This is a genomic window from Micromonospora sp. RL09-050-HVF-A (assembly GCF_019374995.1).
GTDB classification, from domain to species: domain Bacteria; phylum Actinomycetota; class Actinomycetes; order Mycobacteriales; family Micromonosporaceae; genus Micromonospora; species Micromonospora antibiotica.
The window spans coordinates 6,398,670-6,421,576 of sequence record NZ_JAGKQP010000002.1; the positions used below are offsets into that span (position 1 = coordinate 6,398,670).

The window sequence follows — 22,907 nt, forward strand, 5'->3', positions numbered from 1 at the left end:
CCCGTTCCGCGACCACCGCCCGTTCCGGCCCGGCCGGATCCGAGGCAGCCGGGTCCGAGGCGGGACGGTCCGAGGCAGCCGGGTCCGAGGCGGGACGGTCCGAGGGGGCCGGGTCCGAGGTGGGACGGTCGGCGGTCGGGGCCGGTGGGTCCGGGGCGGAGCGGCGGCCCGGGTTGGAGGAGGCCGAGCGGGTCGAGTTGACAGTCGACGCGGTCGCCCCCGGTGGGCACTGCGTGGCCCGGGTCGACGGCCAGGTGGTCTTCGTCCGGCACGCGTTGCCCGGTGAGCGGGTGATCGCCGAGGTGACCGAGCTGCACCGGGGCTTCGCCCGGGCCGACGCCGTCGAGATCGTCGCGGCGGCACCGGAGCGGGTCACCCCGCCCTGCCCGTACGCCCGGCCGGGCGGTTGTGGTGGTTGCGACCTGCAACACGTGGCCCCGACCGCCCAGCTCGGCTGGAAGGCGGCTGTGGTCCGTGAGCAGCTCACCCGGCTGGGCGGGCTCACCGACGCCGAGATCGACGGGCTGCGGGTCACCGTGGAGCCGCTGCCCGGTGGGCAACTGGGCTGGCGCTCCCGGGTCCGCTACGCGGTCGACGCCGCCGGCCGGGCCGGGCTGCTCAAGCACCGCTCGCACGAGGTGGTGCCGATCGACCGCTGCCTGATCGCCCACCCGGCGATCCAGGAACTGCCGCTGCTCGGTCGGCCCTGGCCGACGGCCGAGTCGGTGGAGGTCGTCGCCTCGACCGGCGGCGACGTCGTGGTCACCGCCCTGACCGACGGGGTGCCCACCCTGGTCGACCTGCCCGGCCCGCCGGCTACGACCGTCGACGTCCCGGATGGGCCGGCGGCCGAGGTCGACGGACCGGCGACGGTACTGGAGGTCGACGGGCCGGCGACGGTACGGGAGGTCGCCGCCGGTCGGAACTGGACGCTGCCGGCCGGCGGGTTCTGGCAGGTGCACCCGGCCGCCGCCGACACCCTGGTCGACGCGGTCCTCGACCTGCTCGCCCCGCAGCCCGGCGAGTCCGTCTGGGACCTGTACGGCGGGGCGGGCCTGTTCGCCGGCGCGCTCGCCGCCCGGGTCGGCCCGGACGCCCGGGTCACCGTGGTCGAGTCCGCCGCCGAGGGGGTCGCCGCCGCCCGGCGCAACCTGGCCGACCTGTCCCGGGTCGAGGTGGTCGCCGCCCGGGTGGAGACCGCGTTGGCCCGCCGCCGGATCACCGGCCCGGTCGACCTGGTGGTGCTCGATCCGCCGCGTACCGGTGCGGGTGCGGCGGTGGTCCGGGACATGATCGCCGCCGACCCCCGGGCGATCGCCTACGTGGCCTGCGACCCGGCCGCCTTCGCCCGGGACGTGCGCACCTTCACCCGGGCCGGCTGGCGGCTCGCCGCCCTGCGCGGCTACGACCTGTTCCCGATGACCCAGCACGTCGAACTGGTCGGCCTGTTCCTGCCGCCGCCCGCTGACTAACCTGGCCCGATGAGGATCGTCGGGCTGATGTCGGGCACCTCCTACGACGGGGTGGACGTGGTCGCCGCCGAGTTCACCGCCGTCGGGCAGACCCTGCGGATGCGGGCGTTGGGGCACCGGGAGTTGGGCTACGACGCGGAGTTGCGGGAGCGGATCGGGGCGGTGCTGCCGCCGAACCCGACCACGGTCGAGGCGGTCTGCCGGCTCGACAACGCCCTCGGTGCGGTGTTCGCCGACGCCGCCGCACTCGGCGTCGCGCTGGCCGGCGGGCGGGCCGACGCCGTCGTCTCCCCCGGGCAGACGGTCTTCCACTGGGTCGCCGGCGGCACCGTGCACGGCACCCTCCAGCTCGGTGCGCCGGCCCGGGTCGCCGCCCGGGTGGGCGTACCCGTGCTGTCGGACCTGCGGTCGGCGGACGTCGCCGCCGGTGGCCAGGGCGCCCCGCTGGTCCCCGCCTTCGACGCCCTGCTGCTCGCCCCCGACGACCCGGCCGGGGCGCGCGGTGACCTGGGCGGGCGACCCGGCGGCGGGGTACGGGCGGCGCTCAACCTGGGCGGCATCGCCAACCTCACCGTGGTCGCCCCGGACGCACCCGTGCTCGGGTACGACGTGGGCCCGGCCAACGCCCTGCTCGACGCGGCGGCCCGCCGGTTCCTCGACCGGCCCTGCGACGTCGACGGGGTACGGGCGGCGGCCGGCCGGGTACACCCCGGGTTGCTGGCGCTGCTGCTCGCCGAGCCCTACTACGCGGCACCACCGCCCAAGTCCACCGGCAAGGAGCTGTTCCACCCCGGCTACCTCGACGAACGGCTGGCGGCGCTGGGGGAGCCGGTCGCCCCGGACGACGTGTTCGCCACGCTGACCGAGTTGACCGCCCGGACGGTCGCCGCCGCCTGCGCGCGGCACCGGGTGACCGAGGTGGTGGCGGCCGGTGGTGGGGTACGCAATCCGACCCTGTGGGGTCGGCTGGCCGCCCTCGGTATCGGCCGCTGGACGCTGCGGACCACCGACGAGCTGGGGGTGCCCGCCCAGGCCCGGGAGGCGTACGCGTTCGCTCTGCTGGGCTGGCTGTCCTGGCACGGCCTGCCGGGGGCGCTGCCCTCGGTGACCGGGGCCCGCCGGGCGGCCGTGCTGGGGTCCTGGACCCCGTCCGGGCCGCCGGCCGGGGTGACCGGGACGCTCCCGCCGCGTCGACTGGTCGTGCTGCGCTGATCGGGGCCCCCACCAGCGATGATCCACGGCCGCACTGCGGAGTGTGCGGCGGCCGATAGACTCTCTCGTCATGAGTGTTGACGAGGACACGGCCCACCACGGCCGGCTGCTGGGCACCGTGCGTGGTCCGCAGGACGTGAAGCGGATGACCGGCGAACAGCTGGACATCCTCGCCGCCGAGATCCGTGACTTTCTGATCGCCAAGGTCTCCCGCACGGGTGGGCACGTCGGCCCCAACCTGGGGGTGGTGGAGCTGACCCTGGCCATGCACCGGGTCTTCGACTCCCCGCGCGACCGGCTCCTGTTCGACACCGGCCACCAGTCGTACGTGCACAAGATCCTCACCGGCCGGCAGGACGGCTTCGACAAGCTCCGCCAGCGCGGTGGCCTGTCCGGCTACCCCAGCCAGGCCGAGAGCGAGCACGACCTGATCGAGAACTCGCACGCCTCCACCGCCCTGTCCTACGCCGACGGGCTGGCCAAGGCGTACGCCCTGCGTGGCGAGCAGCGCAGCGTGGTCGCCGTGGTCGGCGACGGCGCACTCACCGGCGGCATGTGCTGGGAGGCGCTGAACAACATCGCCACCGCCGGCAACCGGCTGGTGATCGTGGTCAACGACAACGGCCGCTCCTACTCGCCGACCATCGGCGGCCTGGCCGACCACCTGTCGTCGCTGCGGCTCAACCCCGGCTACGAAAAGGTCCTCGACACGGTCAAGGACGCCCTCGGCAACACCCCGTTCGTCGGCAAGCCGATGTACGAGGTGCTGCACGCGGTCAAGAAGGGCATCAAGGACGCGGTCGCCCCGCAGGCGATGTTCGAGGACCTCGGCATCAAGTACGTCGGCCCGGTCGACGGGCACGACATCGCCGCCGTCGAGTCGGCGCTGCGCGCGGCCAAGAACTTCGGCGGCCCGGTGATCGTGCACGCGGTGACCCGCAAGGGCTACGGCTACCGCCCGGCCGAGGAGGACGAGGCGGACTGCCTGCACGGTCCGGGCGCGTTCGACGCCGAGACCGGCAAGCTGCTCGCCGCCCCGTCGGTGAAGTGGACCCAGGTCTTCGCCGACGAGCTGGTCGCCATCGCCGACGAACGGCCCGACGTGGTGGGCATCACCGCCGCGATGGCCGAGCCGACCGGCATCGCCACCCTGGCCCGCAAGCACCCCGACCGGGTGTACGACGTGGGCATCGCCGAGCAGCACGCGGCCACCTCGGCGGCCGGCCTGGCGATGGGCGGGCTGCACCCGGTGGTGGCGGTCTACGCGACCTTCCTGAACCGCGCGTTCGACCAGGTGTTGCTGGACGTGGCGATGCACCGGCTGCCGGTGACCTTCGTGCTGGACCGGGCCGGCATCACCGGGCCGGACGGGCCGAGCCACTACGGCATCTGGGACATGTCGGTCTTCGGGGTGGTGCCGGGCCTGCGGATCGCCGCCCCCCGCGACTCCGCCAGCCTCCGCGAGGAGCTGCGCGAGGCGATCGCCGTCGACGACGGTCCCACCATCGTCCGGTTCCCCACCGGCACCGTCGCCGCCGACCTGCCGGCCGTCCGCCGGGTCGGCCCGGTCGACGTGCTGGCCGAGTCGGCCCGTACCGACGTGCTGCTGGTGGCGGTCGGCTCGTTCGGGCTGCTCGGGATGGAGGTGGCGTCCCGGCTGGCCGAGCAGGGCTACGGCGTCACCGTGGTCGACCCGCGCTGGGTGCGTCCGGTGCCGGCCGAGCTGGTCGAGCTGGCCGCCGGACACCGCCTCGTGGTCAGTGTCGAGGACGGCGTACGCATCGGTGGTGTCGGTGACGCGCTGGGCCAGGCGCTGCGCGACGCCGACGTCCGGGTGCCGCTGCGCGACCTGGGCGTACCGGCCGACTGGCACCCGCACGGCACCCGGGCGCAGATCCTGGCCGACCTGCGGCTGACCGCGCAGGACGTGGCCCGCGACGTCACCGGCTGGATCTCCGGCCTGGACGGCGACGCCCCCACTGTGGAAACCGTCCGCCTCCCCGCCCGCGACACCACCCCCAACTGACCCACCGGCGACCCCGCAGGGGCGGTCACGGCACTGCCGTGACCGCCCCTACCCCGTCTCCCGTCTCCCGCCCCGCCGTCCGCCGCCCGTCGCCGCCGTCGCTGACCCCGGTGATCAAGAAGTTTGCGTCAATCCCTCCCGTGATCAAGAGGTTTGCGTCAATCCAGTGATCAACTTTGACGCAAACCTCTTGATCACCGGGGCGGGGACGGGGGCGAGCCGGGGCGGGGAGGGGGGGGTCAGCGGCCGCCGGCGGAGCGGTAGTAGGTTTTTTCGGCGGTGGCCAGGCTGAAGGTCTGGCGGGCGGCGGGCAGCGGGACGACCACCAGGCCGGGGCGGTCCACCAGGCGGGGGGTGCCGGGCGGCACCGACAGGGACGCATCCCGGTTGCCCCGCCAGGTCAGCACCACCAGCGGCTGCCCCGGCACCGGCAGGACGTACGTCTGGAGCGGGTTGGACCGGTCGGCGGGGGAGACCACCGGCGTGCCGTCGCCGGCCGGGCGGTAGACCACCGCGGTCATCGTCCCCGCGTCGGTCTCCCAGGTCAGCTGCTCCAGGTCACCGGGGTCGGCTCCGCCGCCCAGCATCATCTCGCCGATCGCCCGGACGGCAACCTTCTCCATCGGCCACGACTCGGGCACCGAGCGGGGGGCGTCCCGGTCGCCGATGCGGCGCGGGATGCTCCCGAACGGCCCCTGCTCGTCGGCGAGCATGCAGGTGTCCAACCCGTCGAGGGCCCGCCGGCCGGAGCCGGTGTCGTCGCGGACCAGGGGGTACCTCGGGTCGGCGGTGGCGACGCCCAGGTCGAGCAGGCGGTCGGCGGCCCGCCCCCGGGGCAGCGACTCGGTGGCCCGCAGGGTGGCCGTCACCGGCACCGCCCGGCACTCGGGCACCTTGACCGCGCCGGTCAGCCCGTCGGTCAGCAGCAGCGCCCGACCGTCCGGGCCGAGCAGGCGTTCCACCCGGCCGGAGGTCAGGTAACGCCGGCCGTCGGGCAGGTGCAGCGGGAGCACGTCGGCGTAGACCAGGTAACCCGGGTCGGTGTACTCGCTGGCCCGGGTCACCTCGTACCGGCCGTCGCGACCGGTGAGCTGAAGCAGCCAGGAGGCGCTCTCCCCGGGCACGTCGGCGGCGACCAGGGCCAGCGGGACGCCGTCGACCGCACCCGACCACAGGATGCCCGACGACGGCAGGTGGGCGCGGTCGTCGATCGGGGATCGCCAGGCACGGACCGCCTCGGTCACCGCCGACGTCGCCGTGGCGTCCCCGGCGAGCGACCCGCGGGGCGGCCACACCGCGCGGGTGCCGTCCAGGCTGTCGTAGCCGACCCGCAGCTCGCGGGCCTGACGCCCGGCGACCGGGCCGCACGCCGGGACGGTCAGCAGCAGACCGAGCAACACGGCGACAGTCATGCCACGACGGCGAACCGAAGCCATCCCTACGCCCCCGATCGCGTCGCCGTCGTTGTCGGAAGCCCACATGGTACGCAACGCCCGGTGACGCCCCGCAGCCGTGTCCCCGATGACCACAAGGGACACCAGAGTGAATTTCGGGCTTTTTCCCGGCTCCGGTAGACTCCGCCGACTGTGACGTCTGCCGAGCCCCGTGGCGCCTCCGCACCGGCCCCCGACGACTCCGAGGGCCCTGCCCGCGGCACGACGGCCACCGCGACAGCGCCCCCACCCGTGACCCGTACCACCCCCGCCGACCTGCGTATCACCGGAGTGCCGGCACCCGTGGACCGGACCGTCGAGGCGACGCCGGTCGACGCGCCACCGGTGGAGGCCGCGCCCGTCGGGGCAGCCGACGGGTCGGAAGTCGACGGCGACGGCACGGCGGCGGTGGGCGTACCGGAGCGGGGGGCGGCGGACACGGACGGTGACGGCGCGACGCCGGCCGCGTGGTGGCGGCGCTGGCGCTGGACCGCCCGCCGCAAGGACCTGGTGGTGTACGGCATCTTCCTGCTCGTCGCGCTCTGGGTGACCAGCCGGATCTGGGCCGACCCGGCCGGCCGGGTGGCCTCGCTCTACAGCAGCGACCCGGCGCAGGTGCAGTTCTTCCTGGCCCACTCGGTGCGGGTGGTGCTGCACGGGGAGTTCCCGTTCTACACCGACCAGTTCAACTTCCCCGACGGCGTCAACCTGATGGCCAACACGGCGGTGCTGGCGCTGGGCATCCCGATGGTGCCGGTCACCCTGCTGTTCGGGCCGGCGGTGTCCTTCGTGGTGCTGGTCACCCTCGGCCTCGCCGGCACCGCCGCCGCCTGGTACCACGTGTTGTCCCGGCACCTGGTGCGGCGGCGGCTCGCCGCGGCGGTCGGCGGCTGGTTCTGCGGGTTCTCCCCGGCGATGCTCTCGCACGCCAACTGGCACCCCAACATCATCAGCCAGTTCCTGCTGCCGTTCATCGTGTGGCGGGTGATGGTGCTGACCCGTTCCACCCGGCCGCTGCGCGACGGCCTGCTGCTCGCCGTGCTGGTCACCGGGCAGGCGTTCATCAACGAGGAGATCCTGCTCTTCACCGCCCTGGCCTGCGGCATCTTCCTGATCGCCATGGTGGCCCAGCGGCCGGCGCTCTGGTCGGCGGCGTGGCGGCCCCTGGCCAAGGGGGTGGCCGCCTGCGCGGTGCTGGCCGGGGCGCTGCTGGCGTACCCGCTCTACATCCAGTTCGCCGGGCCGATGGCCTACCACGGGCTCAGCGACGCGGTGCAGGACTACGGCAACGACATCGCCGCCTTCTTCGCCCCCGGCTCGCCGACCTTCGGCGGCAACGAACGGGCCAACGTCAACCTGGCCCCGAACTACTCCGAGGAGAACGCCTTCTTCGGCTGGAGCCTGTCGCTGATCGCCGTCGGCATCGTGCTCTGGCTGCGCCGCGAACGCCTCGTCCGGGCGCTCGCCGTCACCGGCGCGTTCTTCGCGCTGCTCTCCCTCGGCGAGCGGATCTCCTGGTGGGGGCGGGACCTGGTCACCGGGCCGTGGGAGCTGCTGGTGCGGCTGCCGCTGCTGGACGCGGTGGTGCCCACCCGGTTCGCGCTGATCACCTCCGTGGTGATCGGCATGCTGCTGGCGCTGGCGGTGCAGCGGGCCTGGACGTTGCGCGGCGCACAGTGGCGGCACGCCAAGACCGTCACGGTGGCCGCCCTGGTGCTGGCCCTGCTGCCGATCGTGCCGATGCCGCTGAAGGTGACCTCCCGCCCGCCGGTGCCGGACTTCATCACCGCCGACCGCTGGCGGGAGTACGTCGGCCCCGGGCAGACCCTGGTGCCGGTGCCCGTGCCCAGCATGGGCAACACCCACGGGATGCGCTGGGCGGCGGCCACCAACCTGGACTTCAAGATCCCCGGTGGCTACTTCCTCGCCCCGCGCAACGGCAACACCGGTGACCCGGGGCGGTTCGGCGGGCGGCCCAGCGGCATCGGGCAGCTCCTCGACGAGGTCGCCACCACCGGGCGTACCACCAAACTGGACGACCGGCAGCGCCGCCGCAGCCTGGACGAGCTGCGGCACTGGAACGCCGCCGTGCTGGTGCTGCCGTTGCGCCAGCACAACGCGGAGCCGCTGCGCCGGACCGTCGAGCAGTTGGTCGGCCCCGCCCGCCGGGAACTCGACGTGTGGGTGTGGGACGTCCGGCCGCTGTCCGCCCGCACCGCCTGACTGTTCCGGTCCAGCCCGGCCGGACCACGGTCCGGCCGGGCTGGACTGCGCGACGGGCCGGGCGGGTCAGCCGACCAGCGGGCGGACGTCCCAGAGCCAGACGTCGTCGACCCGCTGCGCCGGGCCGAGCAGGCCGGTCATCAGGTCCCGCAGCACCGCCTCGCGCGGATGGGCCCCCAGCACCACCACCGAGGCCCGCCAGAACCGCAGGTCCGCCACCGCCTGCCGACGGTTCTCCTCGGTCAGGGCGGGCACCGTGCCGGCGTCCATGGTGGCGTAGACCAGGGTGCTGGTCGGCCGGTTCGGGGCACCGAAGACACCCTGACCCAGCTCGTTGGGGCCGATGAAGTAACCGCCGGGCACCGGGAACTCGTGCCCGGTCAGCGCGCTCCACCGCAGCGTGGACAGGCCGTGCACGTTGCTCGGGATCGGCACCGGGACCAGGGTGCGCCCGTCCGGGACGTACGGCCGCCAGCCGCCCGCGGTGATGAAGTGCGGTGGCAGGTCGATGTGCTGCGCGGGCAGCGGACGGGGGAACAGCGGCAGCACCGCCAGCGCGATCGCCGCGTACCCGACCGGGCGGACCCAGCGGCGGCGGGCCGGTGGCCCCGACGGGTCGGTCGCGGCGGTGTCCCCGGCGACGGTGTCGTCGGCGGCGGCGCGCGGCGCGGGCACCCGGGGCCGGCCTCGGCCGCCCACCGCGTCCCAGGCCAGCGCGAGCAGGACGCCGACCGCGCCGGTCACCACCAGGGTCAGCCGGGTCGGCATCATCATCTCGACCAACGGCAGATCGTCGGAGATGTACGCCCACGGGCCGTCGATGGTGGTCTCCACCCCGTTGAACCGCACCTTGGGGCCGATCGCCGCGACGGTGAAGACCACCACCAGCACACCGGCGATCCGGGCGGCCAGCGACCGCCGCCAGAGCAGCACCAGGGCGGCCACCGCGACCAGCACCAGCGGCCAGCCGAACCAGGTGTTCTGCTCGGTCAGTCCGATGGTCTTCTCGACCGCCTCGTCCCCGGCCACCGTGTCCCGGGCGAAGGTGACGAAGGCCATCAGGTCCTCGCCCCAGTTGTGGAACACCCCGCCCTGCAACCCCCGGTAGGACTGCGGCCCGTTGAACTGGTACCAGATCGGGTACGCGGTGAGCAGCAGCGCCAGCCCGCCGCCGACCCCGAGCGCGGCCAGGAAGCCACCGGCCCGGGCGCGGGCCTCGCGGGGCCGCTGCACCACGTACGCCACCACCGCCACCAGGCAGGCCAGCGCGGTCAGCAGCAGCATCTCCTCGTTGATGAAGACCTGGTACGCCACCAGCAGCCCCAGCACCAGCCCGTCGCGGCGCCACCGGCCGGGCCGGCCCAGCAGCAGCACCCGGGTCACGATCACCGGCAGCAGGAAGTTGGAGACGAAGTTGGGCTGCCCGTTGGCGTGGTGCACGATGCCCGGGGCGAAACCGAGGAACGCGCCGCCGACGAACGCGCCGGCCCGCGAGCGCACCAGGTGCCGGGAGAGCATCCAGTACGAGGTGGCCGCCGTCGCGGCGAGCGCCCCGCCCAGATAGAGCGCGTAGGTCACCTGCGGGCCGAACAGCAGCGTGACCGGGGCCAGCGGGATGGTCATCCCCAGCAGCGAGGTGTTCGCCATCATGTTCACCCCGTCCGGGGCGTTCTGCCGGGCGCTGAACAGCGGGTTCTCCAGGTGCCGCACCGAGTACGCGCCGTGGGTGAACAGCCACTCGAACCAGCTGTGGTCGGTCGGCAGGTGGGACGACACCCGGTGCTGCACGTCCACCCAGTAGTTCAGGCACACCAGAACGCCGATCAGCACATAGGCTCCGATGGCGAGCACGTCGGCCCGGCCCGGCCGACGGCGGGGCCGCCGGTGCGGGTCTGTCGCGTCCGGCTCGACGGCGTCGGGCACGGACGTCGGGTTCAACGAGGGATCTACCACCGGCACGGCCACGACGGGCCATCGTACAGGCGACGGTCGGCCGGTCCGGTGACCCGGTGCACGGCGGTCCCCGTCCACCAGCGGGCGGTGCGGTCGACGGGGTGCGACGGTCGAAAGAGGGTGCGCGTGACGGTCATCGATCTGGGTGAACTCCGCGACGCCGGGTCACCGCCGCCCGGTCCCGTGCCCCGGCCCGTCGGCCGACCGCTGCGGCTGGCTGTGGTGCTGGTGTTCGCCCTGCTGGCGTTGGCCGCCGCCACACCGGTGGCGAAGCGGGCGACGTTCGTGGTGCCCGCCCCGCTCGGCGCGGTGGCGCTGCTGCACGACGGGGACGTCTTCCTGCTCGAGCCGGGTGACGCCTCGATCGCTTCCGGCCGGTTGAGCGCGTGGCGCATCCCCGACTCCCCGAGGGCGCGGCCGGTGCGGCGCTGGCAGGTGCCGGTGCCGGTGGTCAGCGGTTCCGCCGAGCTGCGCTGGCACGCCGACCTGGTGCTGGTCACCGGCTCCTCCGGCCGACCGGACGGGGCGTACCGGACGTTCGCCCACGCGCGGGACACCGGTCGGGTGCGGTGGCAGCGGTCCGGGGAGGGCCTGGCCGCCGGCCCCGACCTGCTCTTCGAAGACGGTGGGGACGGCCCACCGACGGTTCACTCGGTCGACCCGGTGACGGGAAAGGACCGCTGGTCGGCGTCGATGCTGTCGGCGGTCACCCTGTACCGCAACCGGGCCGACGGCGTGGACCGGATCGTGACGGTACGCCCCGACGGCCCGGCCGAGGTCTGGGACGCCCGCCGTGGGGTACGCCTGCACACCGCACCGCTGGTGGCCTCGCCGTCGGGCACCTACGGGGTCGTCGGCGATCTGCTGCTTGTCGTCGAGCCGAACGCCGACCGGCTGACCGGGTACGACGTCGACGGGCTGACGCGCCGGTGGGACGTACCGTGGCGGGTCCCGTCGTTCTTCGTCCCGTGCGGGTCGTTGATCTGCGCGCAGGGTGAGGCCGGTGGGGTGCGGGCGTTGGATCCGGCGACCGGCCGGACGGTGTGGCGCGACAACCGGTGGGAGCTGGCCGGCGCCGAACGCGGCGGCCGGATGCTGGCGAGCAGCCTGGGGCGGGGCGTCTGGCACCCCCTGGTGGTGCTGGACGTCGCCTCCGGGCAGGTCGCCGCCGAGCTGGACGTCTGGAACCTCGCCCCCTCGGACACGTCGGACGGGCCGGTGTTCGGGGTGCGTCCGGCCGGCGGGGACCGGATGCTGGTCGCCGAGTTGGATGTCGCCGCCGCGCGGGTCCACGCGCGCGACGTGCTGCCCGCCGTGTCCGGTGACTGCCGGGCCGACGCTCAGCTCCTGCTGTGCCGGCTGATGGACGGCAGGTACGGGGTGTGGCGGGTGTCCCGGTGACGGTGATCGATCTGGGTGAGGTCGGTCACCACGATGAGCCGACGCCGCCGCCGGCACGCCGGCCCCGGGCGCGGCGGTCGGCCGGCCACCCGGTGTTCGTCGCCCTGACCGTCCTGCTCCTGCTGCTCACCATGGCCGGCGCGGCACCCGGGCCGCCCCGGTTGATCCCGGTGCCCCTGCCGGACGTGCCGGAGCCCAGTCACCTGATCGTCGGGGACCTGCTGGTGCTCGCCTACCCGTCGGCGCTGTCACCGGCCGGCAGCCGGCAGCTCACCGCGATCGACCTGACCGACGGGCGGGTGCGCTGGGAGACGTCGCTGTCGCCCCGGCACCAGCTGGTGGTGCTGGAGGGGGTCGACGACGACGTGGTGGTCACCACCGATCCCGGCGGCGAACCCGTCTCCATGGTGCTCGACCACGTCGACGGGCGGACCCGGTGGCGGCAGCCCGGGGCGGCGGTGGTGACCGGCGACGGCGGGTTGCTGCTGGAGGATCTCCACGTCGACCGGGTGGCGGTGCGCGGCGTCGACCCGGCGACCGGCGCGGTCCGCTGGACGGCCACGGCCGGACCGGCCACCGTCGGGTACCGGACGGGCCCCCGGGGCATCGAGGACCTCGTCCTGGTCACCAGCGCCGGTCAGGCCGAGGTGTACGACGTCGGCACCGGCGCGCGTCGGTCCACCTTCCCGGTGCCGCCCGCCCGGGGCGACCACCACCACCTGGCCCAGCCGGTCGGTGGCCTGCTGCTCGTCAGCGAGGACCCGGGCCGGGTCGCCGCGTACGACCTGGGGTCCGGTCGGCGTCGCTGGGACACGACGGATCCGGTCCCCGGCGGCGGGAGCGCCTACGCCTGCGGCGATGCCGTCTGTCTCGGTGGCTCCTCCACCGCCCGGGTGCTCGATCCGGTGACCGGCCGGGAGCGCTGGTCCAGCGACCGGTGGGCCCCGGTCGAGGCGGTCGGCAACCGGATGCTCGGCGTCAGTTTCGGCGACGGGCCGCAGCGGCTGGCCCTGCTCGACTCGGCGACCGGCCGACTGGAGGCCGAGCTGGGCGAATGGAGGACGGTCTACCAGCGGCCGTTCACCGCGCCGATCCTCGCCCTCCGACCGGCGGCGGGCGGCCGGCAGTTGCTGGCCGAACTGGACCCCACCGACGGCACCGCCCGGGTACGCGACGTGCTGTCCGGGCGGTGGGACGTCTGCTGGCACAGTCAGGGTGTGTTGGTCTGCTGGCGGCAGAGCAACAGTCTCGGGGTGTGGCGGATGCCGGCTGACCGTGCCGGGTGACCTGCCTGCGGCGGTCGTTTGGCCGGCGGCGCTAGGTTGTCGGACAGGTCGGCGAGGAGGTCGGGATGCGGGTGCTGGTGGTCGAGGACGAACGGAACCTCGCCGACGCGATCGTGCGTGGGCTACGCAAGCGGGGGATGGCGGTCGACGTGGCGTACGACGGGGACGCCGGCCACGAGGCCGCCTTCGTCACCCGGTACGACGTGGTGGTCCTCGACCGGGACCTGCCCGGGATGCACGGCGACCAGATCTGCGCCGAGCTGGCCGCCTCCGGCACCCTCACCCGGGTGCTGATGCTGACCGCCAGCGACAGCGTGGCCGACCGGGTGGCGGGGTTGGGGCTCGGCGCGGACGACTACCTGCCCAAGCCGTTCGCCTTCGACGAGTTGGTGGCCCGGGTGCAGGCGCTGGCCCGTCGGGCCACCCCGGCCGCCCCGCCGGTGCTCCAGGTGGGCGACGTGGTGCTCGACCCGGCCCGCCGGGTGGTGACCCGGGCGGGTGCCCCGGTCGACCTGACGAACAAGGAGTTCGGTGTGCTCAGCGAGCTGGTCAAGGCGCGCGGCGCGGTGGTCTCCAGCGAGGAGCTGCTGGAACGGGTCTGGGACGCGAACACCGACCCGTTCACCACCATCGTCCGGGTCACCGTGCGGACCCTGCGCAAGAAGCTCGGCGACCCCCCGTTGATCGAGACGGTGGTCGGTGCCGGCTACCGGACGGTCAGCCCGTGAGCGCGAGGAGTGAGTGGGGTGTGCGAGCCCCGCAGTCGCGAGCTGAGGTCGTTTCGGTGAGCGCGAGGAGCGGGCGGGTCGTGTGGGTCGGGGTGGGTTCGTGACCCGGCGGTTGCGGCCCACCCTGCGGCTGCGGCTGACGCTGCTCAACGGGGTACTGCTGGTCGGGGCCGGGGCGATCCTGGTGACGCTGGCCTGGCTGCTGGTGCGCGACGCGCTGCGGCCCACCGACGAGCTGCGGCCGGGCACCACCGTGCTGCTGGCCGACGGGCGGTCGCTGGACGCGGCGGTGTGGCAGCGGCAACTGGTCGACGCCGCCTCCGACGAGTTGCTGGTCAAGGGCCTGCTGGCGCTGCTGGCGATCAGCGTGGTCGGGGTGGCCGGGGCGTACTGGGTGGCTGGCCGGACACTGCGCCCGCTGCACCAGGTCACCGCGACCGCGCGTCGGCTCGGCGAGACCACGCTCGACCAGCGGATCGGCTGGTCGGGGCCGGACGACGAGGTGGCGGAGCTGGCCCGGACGTTCGACGCGATGCTGGACCGGATCACCGCCGCCTTCGAGGCGCAGAAGCGGTTCGTCGCCAACGCCTCGCACGAGCTACGGACCCCGCTGGCGGTGATGCGTACCGAAATCGACGTGACCCTCAGCGACGACGAGGCGGACGCCGCCGAGTACCGCCGGATGGCCACCGTGGTCCGGGACGCCTCGGAACGCGCCAACGGTCTGGTGGACGCGTTGCTGGTGCTGGCCCGCAGCGAGGCTCAGACCGGCCGCCGGTTGGCCCGGCGGACGGAGTGTGACCTGGCGACCGGGACCGCCAACGCGTTGTCGGCGATGTCCCGGGAGGTGGAGCGGATCGGGCTGCGGGTGCAGTCCTCGCTGCGGCCGGCTCCGGTGACCGGCGACCCGGGCCTGCTGGACCGGCTGGCCGGGAACCTGATCGAGAACGCGGTGCGTTACAACCACCTGCACGGTCGACTCTGGGTGCGTACCGGCACCGACGGGCGCTCCTCGTGGCTGGTGGTGCGCAACACCGGCTTCGAGGTGGACCAGGCCGACGTGCCGGGGCTGTTCGAACCCTTCCGTCGGGGTGGGCGGGAACGGACCGGGGCCCGGGGGTCCGGGCTGGGCCTGTCCATCGTCCGGGCGGTCTGCGACGCCCACGGCGGGACCGTCCAGGTCACCGCACAGAAGGGCGGCGGGCTGGAGGTGACCGTCACGTTGCCGTCGGTCGACCAGGTGCCGACCGGCTCCGGTCGGGTCGAGCCGCACCGGTAGCACCCGGTCCACCGGGCGGATCAAACGGATTGCCGGCCGGCCGGGCCGCCTGCGAGGATCATGCGGTCGGCCCGAGCCGGAGAGAGGGGGTGCGGTTGATGTCCACCATGACCTGTCCCGCGCCCCACCCCGCCCACCGCTGACATCGCACGTCGCGGGGCGCGTACCACTGCTTCGGAGGCAGACCCGTGAGCGCACGAATCCACAACCTGAGCATCGACTGTCATGACACCTACGCCCTGTCCGGCTTCTGGGCGCAGGTCTTCGAGTGCCCCCGCCAGCCCGACGACCTCCCCGGCGACCCGGAGGCGATGCTCCTGCCCGAGGGTGGGCCGGAGGTGCTCTTCCTGGCCGTGCCGGAGGGTAAGTCGGTGAAGAACCGCCTGCACCTCGACCTGGAGCCGGTCGACCGGACCCGGGACGAGGAGGTCGAGCGGCTGCTGGCTGTCGGCGCCGTCCATGTCGACGACAAGCGTCGGCCGGACGGCACGGGCTGGGTGGTGCTGGCCGATCCGGAGGGCAACGAGTTCTGCGTCCTGCGCAGCGCCGCCGAGCGGGCCGCCACCGCCGGCTGACGTTCGCGTCCCGTCGTCGACGGCGACAGGCCCCGCCCACCCTGAGGTGGACGGGGCCTGTCGGGCCGACCGGTGGGTCAGCCCTTCTTCTCGATCTGCCCGCGCATCGTGACGAACTCGGACTTCAGGTCGGCGGCCGACTTGTAGTACTGCACGATCAGACCGACGCTGCCCCGGTCGGCCCAGATGCAGACGCCCAGCGGGACACCCTCGCTCTTGCCGTCGCCGCACTTGGCGTCGCCGCCGAGCGGGCCGGCGTCGACAGCCGCCATGTTGGTGACGTTCAGCTGGGTGGCGATGCCGGTGACGGCGTCGTTCAGCTCCTTCTTCGGGTCGGCCATCACGCCGGACGCGGCGGCGATCATCAGCAGGTCCCGCTTGGCCGGGTCACCGTAGAAGGCACCTGCGGTGCTCGTCTCGTTTTGCACGGACTTCTTCATCTCGGTGACCAGCCCGTCGGCGACCGCCTTCAGCGCCGGCTCGGTGACCTGCGGCCGGCCGGCCAGGGTGGCCGGGGCGGTGACCGTCGTGTTGACGGCGTCCACGGCCTCCTTGACGTCGTCCTTGAGGGCGAAGGCGGCGATGGCGGCACCACCGAGGCAGAGCACCAGCAGTACGGCCAGCACGATCAGGACGATCTTGACAGGGGACCGCTTCTTGGCCGGTGGCGCGGGCGGCCCGGCGTACGGCGGCGTGCCGACGGTGTCCGGCTGCGGCGGTGGCGGGTAGCCGCCCTGGGGCGTACCGCCGTCCGGCTGGGAGGCGTGCGGACCGGTCGGGGGCTGGGACATGAGGTGGACTCCAGAACGTCGTGGGTAAGGCCGGATGATCTTAGCCAGAGGGTCGGACAACCCTGGCCCCGCTCCACCGGCCCGTTCCGACCCGGCCCGTCGGGCGGTCGGCGGTTTCGGGACAGGTCGATGCGGGCGGAGGGGTACGGTCGCCGGGCGGCACGCGGGGTGGACCCGGGCGCGCGGAGTCACCGGTCCCACGTGGGACCGGTGACCGTGACCGTCGTCGCGCGGATCAGTCCCGCTTCTCGATCTGCCCCCGGATGGAGACGAACTCGGACTTCGCCTTGCTCGCCGAGGAGAAGTACATGACGATCATGCCGACGCTGCCGTGGTCGGCCCAGACGCAGACGCCGAGCGCGATGCCGGACGCCTTGCCGTCCCCGCACTTCGCGACCCCACCCAGCGGACCCGGTTCGATGGTCGACATCTTGGTGACCGCAAGCGAGCTGCCCAGGCCCTTGACCGCGTCGTCCAGCTCCTGCTCGGGGAGGATGACCGGGCCCGACGCGCCGGCCATCATCACCATGTTCCTGCTGGCCGCGCTGCCGTAGAACGCGCTCACCGCCCCGGTCTCGTTGCGGACCTCGGACTTCATGTCGCGGACCATCTGGTCGGCGATCCGGCGCAGCTCCGGGTCGGTGCTCTTGGACCGGCCACCGAGGGTCGTCGGGGTCACCAGCCGGATCGGGCCCGGGTCGTCGGCGCTCTCGGTGGGGGTCGGCTCGGGAGTCGGGCTGTCGGTCTCGACGGGGGTGGGGCTCGGGGTGGGCGACGTGACCGCGGTGGGCGTCGGCGACGGGGTCGGCGTCTTCGGGTCGTCGTCGCTGAGGGCGACCCAGGTGAGACCGCCGCCGCCGAGGCAGAGCACCAGTAGGCCGGCGAGCCCGAGCGTGAGCAGCAGCGGCAGCTTCGACCGCTGCGGCGCGGGTCCGTGCGGCAACCCCGGCGGAGCGCTGTACGGCGCACCGCCGAAGCCGGCGTACTGCGGCGCGGCGGGCTCCGGGTAGCCGCCGGGCCGGGGCGCACCCGGGTACCCCGGCTGCGGGCCGGGGTACCCGGGCTGCGGGGTGCCCTGGTAGCCGGGCTGCGGGGCCGCCGGGTAGCCGGACTGCGGCGCACCGGGATAGCTGGCGGGCGGGCCGGACTGCGGCGCACCGGGGTAGCCGGCGGGCGGGCCGGACTGCGGCATGCCGGGGTAGCCGGCGGGCGGGCCGGACTGCGGGGTGGCGGGGTAGCCGGACGAGGGGGTGCCGGGCGGGCCGGACTGTGGGGGCGTGGGGTAGCCGCCCTGCGCCGGGTCGGGCTGCGACCAGCCGCCGTACTGCGGACCGGGATAGGAGTCGGCCGGGGGAGCTGACTGCGGGTCGGGCCAGCCGCCGGACTGCGGGGTCGCTGCTCCCGGGTACGGCGTGGTGGGCCAGCCGCCACCCGGTGGCGGGGTGTGCGGACCCTCGGGCGGGGCGGGCGGGCCGTCGGACGCAGGCGGGTAGTGACCGGTGGGCGAGCCGTGCTCCGGCTGTCCGGACCAGGGATCGACCGGCGGTGTGGTCATCAGATCAGCTCCAGGCGAGGGTGAGAACGCGTGATCGTAGCCAGACGGAGCCCGGCCCCGCAGCCCCCCGAGTCTGACGAGGGTACGCAAATGACGATCGCGGTGGCCACGATAGCCCGGGGGGAGGACATCGTCGGCCACCGCGATCGCGGGGGAGCGGGGATGGTTCAGGCGCGCAGGCTGGCGACTCCGCGCGGCAGGAAACGCTGCCCGGTGACCCGCTCGGAGGTGCCGGTCCGGTCCAGGTACGGGGTGACCCCGCCCAGGTGGAACGGCCAGCCCGCACCGAGGATCATGCACAGGTCGATGTCCTGCGCCTCGGCGACGACACCCTCGTCGAGCATCAGCCGGATCTCCTGCGCCAGCGCGTCGAGCGCGTTCTGCCGGACCTGCTCGCCGCTGAGCGGCTGGTCGCCGACGACGAGCAGCTTGGCCACCTCGTCGTTGATCCGGTCCTCGACGACGATCGGCTGACCCGACTCGGCGATCCGGCGGAGGTTCTCGCTGACGTCGAACCGGTCCGGGTACGCCGCGTGCAGGGTGCCGCCCACGTGGTACGCCACGGCCGGCCCGACCAGCTGGAGCAGGGCGAGCGGACGCATGGGCAGCCCCAGCGGGTCCAGGGCGCTGTCCGCCACGTCGAGCGGGGTGCCCGCGTCGACGGCGGCGAACACGGTGCCCAGGAAACGGGTGAGCAGCCGGTTGACCACGAACGCCGGGGCGTCGGAGACCAGCACCGACGACTTCTTCAACTGCTTGCCCACGGCGAAGGCGGTGGCCAGGGTGGCGTCGTCGGTCCGTTCACCCCGGACGATCTCCAGCAGCGGCAGCACCGCGACCGGGTTGAAGAAGTGGAAGCCGACCACCCGCTGCGGGTGCTCCAGCTCGGCCGCCATCGCGGTGATCGACAGCGACGAGGTGTTGGTGGCGAGCACCGCCTCCGGCGAGACGATCTTCTCCAGCTCGGCCCAGACCTGCTTCTTGACGTCCAGGTCCTCGAAGACGGCCTCGATGACGAAGTCGGCGTCGGCGAAGACGGACTTGTCGACCGAGCCGGAGACCAGGCCGTACAGCTTGGCGGCGGTGCCCTTGTCCATCCGGCCCTTGCTGACGGCCTTCTCGATCTGGGTGTGTACGTAGCCGACGCCCTTGTCGACCCGCGACTGGTCCAGGTCGGTCAGCACGACCGGCACCTGGAGGCGGCGGGCGAACAGCAGCGCGAGCTGGCTGGCCATCAGGCCGGCGCCGACGATGCCGACCTTGGTGACCGGCCGGGCAAGGGCCTTGTCCGGTGCGCCGGCCGGCCGCTTGGCCCGCCGCTGCACCAGGTCGAAGGCGTACAGACCGCTGTGCAGTTCCTCGGAGAAGATCAGGTCGGCCAGTGCCTCGTCCTCGGCGGCGGTGCCGGTGGCGAAGTCGGCGTCCTTGGCCGTCTCCAGCAGGTCCAGCGCCTTGTACGCGGCCGGGACCGCGCCGTGCAACCGCTGGTCGAGGGTTTGCCGGGCGAAGTACAGCACACCCGCCCACATGTCCTTGTCGACCTCGGGTCGGGTGACGGTGACCGCGCCCCGGACCACCCCGGCGGCCCATTCCAGCGACCGTTCGAGGAAGTCGGCCGGCTCCAGCAGCACGTCCGCGATGCCCATCTCGGCGGCCTGCTTCGGCTTGAGCATCTTGTTCTGCATCAGCGGGTTCTGCAGGATCACCTGGGTGGCGGCGGGGATGCCGATCAGGTTGGGTAGCAGTTGGGTGCCGCCCCAACCGGGGATCAGGCCGAGGGAGACCTCGGGCAGGGCCAACGCCGCCGCGCCGCCGGACAGCGTCCGGTAGTGGCAGTGCAGGGCCAGTTCCAGGCCGCCGCCCATCGCCGCGCCGTTGACGAAGGCGAAGGTCGGCACCGCGCTGTCCTTGAGCCGGGCGAAGACCCGGTGGCCGAGCCGGCCGATCTCCAGCGCCTGCTCCCGGTCCGCCAAGGCCGGCAGGCTGGTGATGTCCGCGCCGACGCAGAAGATGTACGGCTTGCCGGTGACCGCGATGAACGCCGGGTCGGCGGCCAGCGCGGCGCTGATCGCCTCGTCGAGGCTGGCCAGTCCGGCCGGGCCGAAGGTGTTCGGCTTGGTGTGGTCGAGACCGTTGTCCAGGGTGATCAGGGCGGCCGGCCGGTCCAGCCCCGGCACGGTCACCTGACGCAGCAGCGCCCGGGTGACGACCTCGTTCGGTGCGTTGAGGCTCATTTGTCTGCACCTTCCCAGTTCGGGTTCTCCCAGATGACCGTGCCGCCCATGCCGATGCCGATGCACATCGCGGTGACGCCGTAGCGGACCTCGGGGTGCTCGGCGAACTGCCGGGCGAGCTGCGTCATCAGCCGTACGCCGGAGGAGGCGAGCGGGTGGCCGATGGCGATCGCGCCGCCCCACGGGTTGACCCGGGGGTCGTCGTCGGCGATGCCGAAGTGGTCGAGGAAGGCGAGCACCTGCACGGCGAACGCCTCGTTCAGTTCGAACAGGCCGATGTCGTCGATGGTCAGGCCGGCGATGCGCAGCGCCTTCTCGGTCGACGGGATCGGGCCGACGCCCATCACCTCGGGCTCGACGCCGACGTAGCCGTACGACACCAGCCGCATGGCGACCGGCAGGCCCAGCTCACGGGCGGTGGCCTCGTCGGCGAGCAGGCTGGCGGTGGCGCCGTCGTTGAGGCCGGCCGCGTTGCCGGCGGTGACCTTGCCGTGCGGGCGGAACGGGGTCTTCAGGGTGGCCAGTTTCGCAAGCGAGGTCTCCCGGGGCGCCTCGTCGGCGGTGGCCAGGCCCCAGCCGCCGTCGGCGTCGCGGATCGCGACCGGCACCAGGTCGTCGGAGAGCTTGCCGTCGGCGTACGCCTTGGCGGTCTTGAGCTGCGAGGCGAGCGCGAACGTGTCGGTGCGCTCCTTGGTGATGTGCGGGACCCGGTCGTGCAGGTTCTCGGCGGTGGCCCCCATCACCAGGGCGGACGGGTCGACCAGCTTCTCGGCGATGATCCGCGGGTTGGGGTCGACGCCCTCGCCCATCGGGTGCCGGCCCATGTGCTCGACGCCACCGGCGATGGCGATGTCGTAGGCGCCCATCGCGATGCCACCGGCTACGGCGGTCACGGCGGTCATCGCGCCGGCGCACATCCGGTCGACGGAGAAGCCGGGGACGGTCTTGGGTAGGCCGGACAGCAGGGCGGCGGTGCGGCCGATGGTGAGGCCCTGGTCACCGATCTGGGTGGTGGCGGCGACGGCCACCTCCTCGACCCGCTCCGGGGGCAGCTGCGGGTTGCGGCGCAGCAGTTCGCGGATGCAGCGGATCACCAGGTCGTCGGCGCGGGTGTTGGCGTACATGCCACCCGCCTTGCCGAACGGGGTGCGGACACCGTCGACAAAGACGACATCCCGAACTTCTCGGGGCACTTGGAGCCTCCTCTTCGACCACGATCCGGCGTCGTGCCGCCGGACGGCGGCACGCGCCGAACGAGGGTCGGCCGGCACTGGCGTTTGCCCCGAATGCTACTAGCCAGTAACCATGGGCGTCACCACCCCGGGTGTGGCCCACCCCACACCCCGACCGGTCGGTCAGGGGGTGGGCAGGAGGGCCTCGGCGAGCGCGGGGAGCAGGAGGTCGAGCTGCCACTGCCGGGCACCGTAACCACGCAGGGTCTCCGTGACGGTGTCCACCGTGATCTCGCCGGGCGGCTGCCAGGCCAGCCGGCGGACCGAGTCGGGGGTGATCAGGTTCTCCGGCGGGAGCCGGTGCTCACCGGCGACCCGTACCACCAGCTCCCGGCACCGGGCCAGCCGGCCGGCGGCCACCGGGTCCCGCTCCGCCCACCGGTGCGGCGGGGGTGGCCCCTCCACCGTCGGGGTGACCGGCAGCGCGTCCTCCGCCAGCTGACGGGCCTCGTCGAGGGCGACCAGCCAGGTGCGGGCCAGCCGGCGTACCGACCGGCCCCCGAAGCCGGGCAGGGTCAGCAGGGTCTTCTCGTCCTTCGGGTCCAGCTCGGCGGCGGCGATGATCGCCGAGTCGGGCAGCACCCGACCGGGCGCGGCGTCGCGTCGGACGGCGATCTGGTCCCGGGCGTACCACAGGGCCCGGACCCGGGCCTGCGCCCGCGACCCGCGCACCCGGTGGATGCCGGAGGTCCGCCGCCACGGCTCCGCCCGCACCCGGGGCGGCCGGGTGGCCCAGGTGATCAGCGCGGCGAACTCCTCCGCCGCCCACGGCGACTTGCCCTGCGCGTGCAGCTCGGCGTCCAGCGCGTCGCGCAGGTCGACGAGCATCTCGACGTCCAGCGCGGCGTACGTCAGCCACGACTCGGGCAGCGGCCGGGTGGACCAGTCCGCCGCCGAGTGGTGCTTCTCCAGCGTGTAGCCGAGCAGCTGCTCGGTCAGCGCGGCCAGGCCGACCCGTTCGAAACCGGCCAGCCGGGCGGCCAGTTCGGTGTCGAACAGCCGGCGCGGACGCAACCCCACCTCGGCCAGGCAGGCGAGGTCCTGGCTGGCGGCGTGCAGCACCCACTCGGTGTCACCGATGGCCTCGTCGAGGGTGGACAGGTCGGGCAGCGGCAGCGGGTCGATCAGCGTGGTGCCGGCACCCTCGCGGCGCAGCTGCACCAGGTAGGCCCGCTGGCTGTAGCGGTAGCCGGAGGCGCGTTCGGCGTCCAGGGCCACCGGGCCGGTGCCCGCCGCGAAGCGGGCCACGACCTCGTCCAGCTCAGCCGGGGTCGCCACCGGTTGGGGGGTGCCGTCGCGGGGTGCGGTCAGCGGAACGGGCCCGCCGGTGGGCTGCTCGGTGCCCGGGTCCGCCGGCTCCGCGACGGCCGGGGGCGGAACGTCTGCCGTGCGGCTTTCGGCGGCCCGACGGCGCAGGGGTGGTTCGTCGGTCACCTGACAACCCTAGTGCGCCCGGCGATGTGGTGTGCGCAGCCGGTCCGGTGTGTGTCGTCCCGGTGTCCGGCAG

The 22,907-nt window shown here is 73.8% G+C and carries 16 protein-coding genes; 9 read left to right on the forward strand and 7 right to left on the reverse strand.

Annotated features, from left to right (window positions below; genetic code table 11):
* Positions 1–119 precede the first annotated feature (119 nt).
* From J7462_RS28410 to dxs, 3 genes are all read left to right on the forward strand, one after another.
* Positions 120–1,472: a class I SAM-dependent RNA methyltransferase gene (locus J7462_RS28410; RefSeq protein WP_219468685.1), complete on the forward strand. Its 1,353-nt coding sequence runs from the start codon at positions 120–122 to the stop codon at positions 1,470–1,472.
* 9 nt (positions 1,473–1,481) lie between these two features.
* Positions 1,482–2,684 carry an anhydro-N-acetylmuramic acid kinase gene (locus J7462_RS28415; protein ID WP_219468688.1) on the forward strand — a complete coding sequence of 401 codons (1,203 nt, stop codon included), beginning with the start codon at positions 1,482–1,484 and terminating at the stop codon, positions 2,682–2,684.
* A 70-nt stretch (positions 2,685–2,754) separates the two neighbouring features.
* Positions 2,755–4,710 (forward strand): 1-deoxy-D-xylulose-5-phosphate synthase, encoded by a 1,956-nt coding sequence (dxs, locus tag J7462_RS28420; protein ID WP_219468691.1) that lies wholly within the window; start codon positions 2,755–2,757, stop codon positions 4,708–4,710.
* 239 nt (positions 4,711–4,949) lie between these two features.
* On the opposite strand, the gene J7462_RS28425 is transcribed toward dxs, so the two are convergent.
* The gene (locus J7462_RS28425; RefSeq protein WP_219470798.1) at positions 4,950–6,146 is read right to left on the reverse strand and encodes a hypothetical protein; all 1,197 of its coding nucleotides are present in this window, start codon (positions 6,144–6,146) and stop codon (positions 4,950–4,952) included.
* Positions 6,147–6,395: 249 nt separating this feature from the next.
* On the opposite strand from J7462_RS28425, the gene J7462_RS28430 reads away from it, so the two are divergent.
* Positions 6,396–8,366: a hypothetical protein gene (locus tag J7462_RS28430; RefSeq protein ID WP_308291062.1), complete on the forward strand. Its 1,971-nt coding sequence runs from the start codon at positions 6,396–6,398 to the stop codon at positions 8,364–8,366.
* Between the two features lie 66 nt (positions 8,367–8,432).
* Here J7462_RS28430 and J7462_RS28435 read toward each other — a convergent pair whose 3' ends face one another.
* Positions 8,433–10,304 (reverse strand): hypothetical protein, encoded by a 1,872-nt coding sequence (locus tag J7462_RS28435; RefSeq protein ID WP_219470799.1) that lies wholly within the window; start codon positions 10,302–10,304, stop codon positions 8,433–8,435.
* A gap of 141 nt (positions 10,305–10,445) precedes the next feature.
* Between J7462_RS28435 and J7462_RS28440 the strand changes: the two genes are divergently transcribed.
* The 5 genes from J7462_RS28440 to J7462_RS28460 all read left to right on the forward strand — a co-directional run bounded on the left by J7462_RS28440 (position 10,446) and on the right by J7462_RS28460 (position 15,588).
* The gene (locus tag J7462_RS28440) at positions 10,446–11,720 is read left to right on the forward strand and encodes a PQQ-like beta-propeller repeat protein (protein WP_219468694.1); all 1,275 of its coding nucleotides are present in this window, start codon (positions 10,446–10,448) and stop codon (positions 11,718–11,720) included.
* Positions 11,717–13,006 (forward strand): PQQ-binding-like beta-propeller repeat protein, encoded by a 1,290-nt coding sequence (locus tag J7462_RS28445; protein ID WP_219468697.1) that lies wholly within the window; start codon positions 11,717–11,719, stop codon positions 13,004–13,006. The genes J7462_RS28440 and J7462_RS28445 overlap by 4 nt, the downstream gene beginning before the upstream one ends.
* A gap of 65 nt (positions 13,007–13,071) precedes the next feature.
* Positions 13,072–13,734, forward strand: a complete 663-nt coding sequence (locus J7462_RS28450; protein ID WP_208569525.1) for a response regulator transcription factor — start codon at positions 13,072–13,074, stop codon at positions 13,732–13,734.
* 100 nt (positions 13,735–13,834) lie between these two features.
* Entirely contained in the window at positions 13,835–15,013 is a 1,179-nt protein-coding gene (locus tag J7462_RS28455) for a cell wall metabolism sensor histidine kinase WalK (RefSeq protein ID WP_208569524.1), read from the forward strand.
* Between the two features lie 188 nt (positions 15,014–15,201).
* Complete coding sequence (locus J7462_RS28460) at positions 15,202–15,588, forward strand: VOC family protein (protein WP_219468699.1); 387 nt, start codon at positions 15,202–15,204, stop codon at positions 15,586–15,588.
* A 77-nt stretch (positions 15,589–15,665) separates the two neighbouring features.
* Here J7462_RS28460 and J7462_RS28465 read toward each other — a convergent pair whose 3' ends face one another.
* The 5 genes from J7462_RS28465 to J7462_RS28485 all read right to left on the reverse strand — a co-directional run bounded on the left by J7462_RS28465 (position 15,666) and on the right by J7462_RS28485 (position 22,834).
* Positions 15,666–16,379: a hypothetical protein gene (locus J7462_RS28465; RefSeq protein WP_219468702.1), complete on the reverse strand. Its 714-nt coding sequence runs from the start codon at positions 16,377–16,379 to the stop codon at positions 15,666–15,668.
* Positions 16,380–16,614: 235 nt separating this feature from the next.
* A complete protein-coding gene (locus J7462_RS28470; RefSeq protein ID WP_219468704.1) occupies positions 16,615–17,934 on the reverse strand; it encodes a hypothetical protein in 1,320 nt (439 codons plus the stop codon).
* A 167-nt stretch (positions 17,935–18,101) separates the two neighbouring features.
* A complete protein-coding gene (locus J7462_RS28475) occupies positions 18,102–20,168 on the reverse strand; it encodes a 3-hydroxyacyl-CoA dehydrogenase NAD-binding domain-containing protein (protein ID WP_219468707.1) in 2,067 nt (688 codons plus the stop codon).
* On the reverse strand, positions 20,165–21,361 hold the full coding sequence (locus J7462_RS28480; protein WP_219468710.1) for an acetyl-CoA C-acyltransferase: 1,197 nt from the start codon (positions 21,359–21,361) through the stop codon (positions 20,165–20,167). Before J7462_RS28480 ends, J7462_RS28475 begins: the two co-directional genes overlap by 4 nt.
* A gap of 162 nt (positions 21,362–21,523) precedes the next feature.
* Complete coding sequence (locus J7462_RS28485) at positions 21,524–22,834, reverse strand: ribonuclease D (RefSeq protein ID WP_219468713.1); 1,311 nt, start codon at positions 22,832–22,834, stop codon at positions 21,524–21,526.
* Between the last annotated feature and the right edge of the window lie 73 nt (positions 22,835–22,907).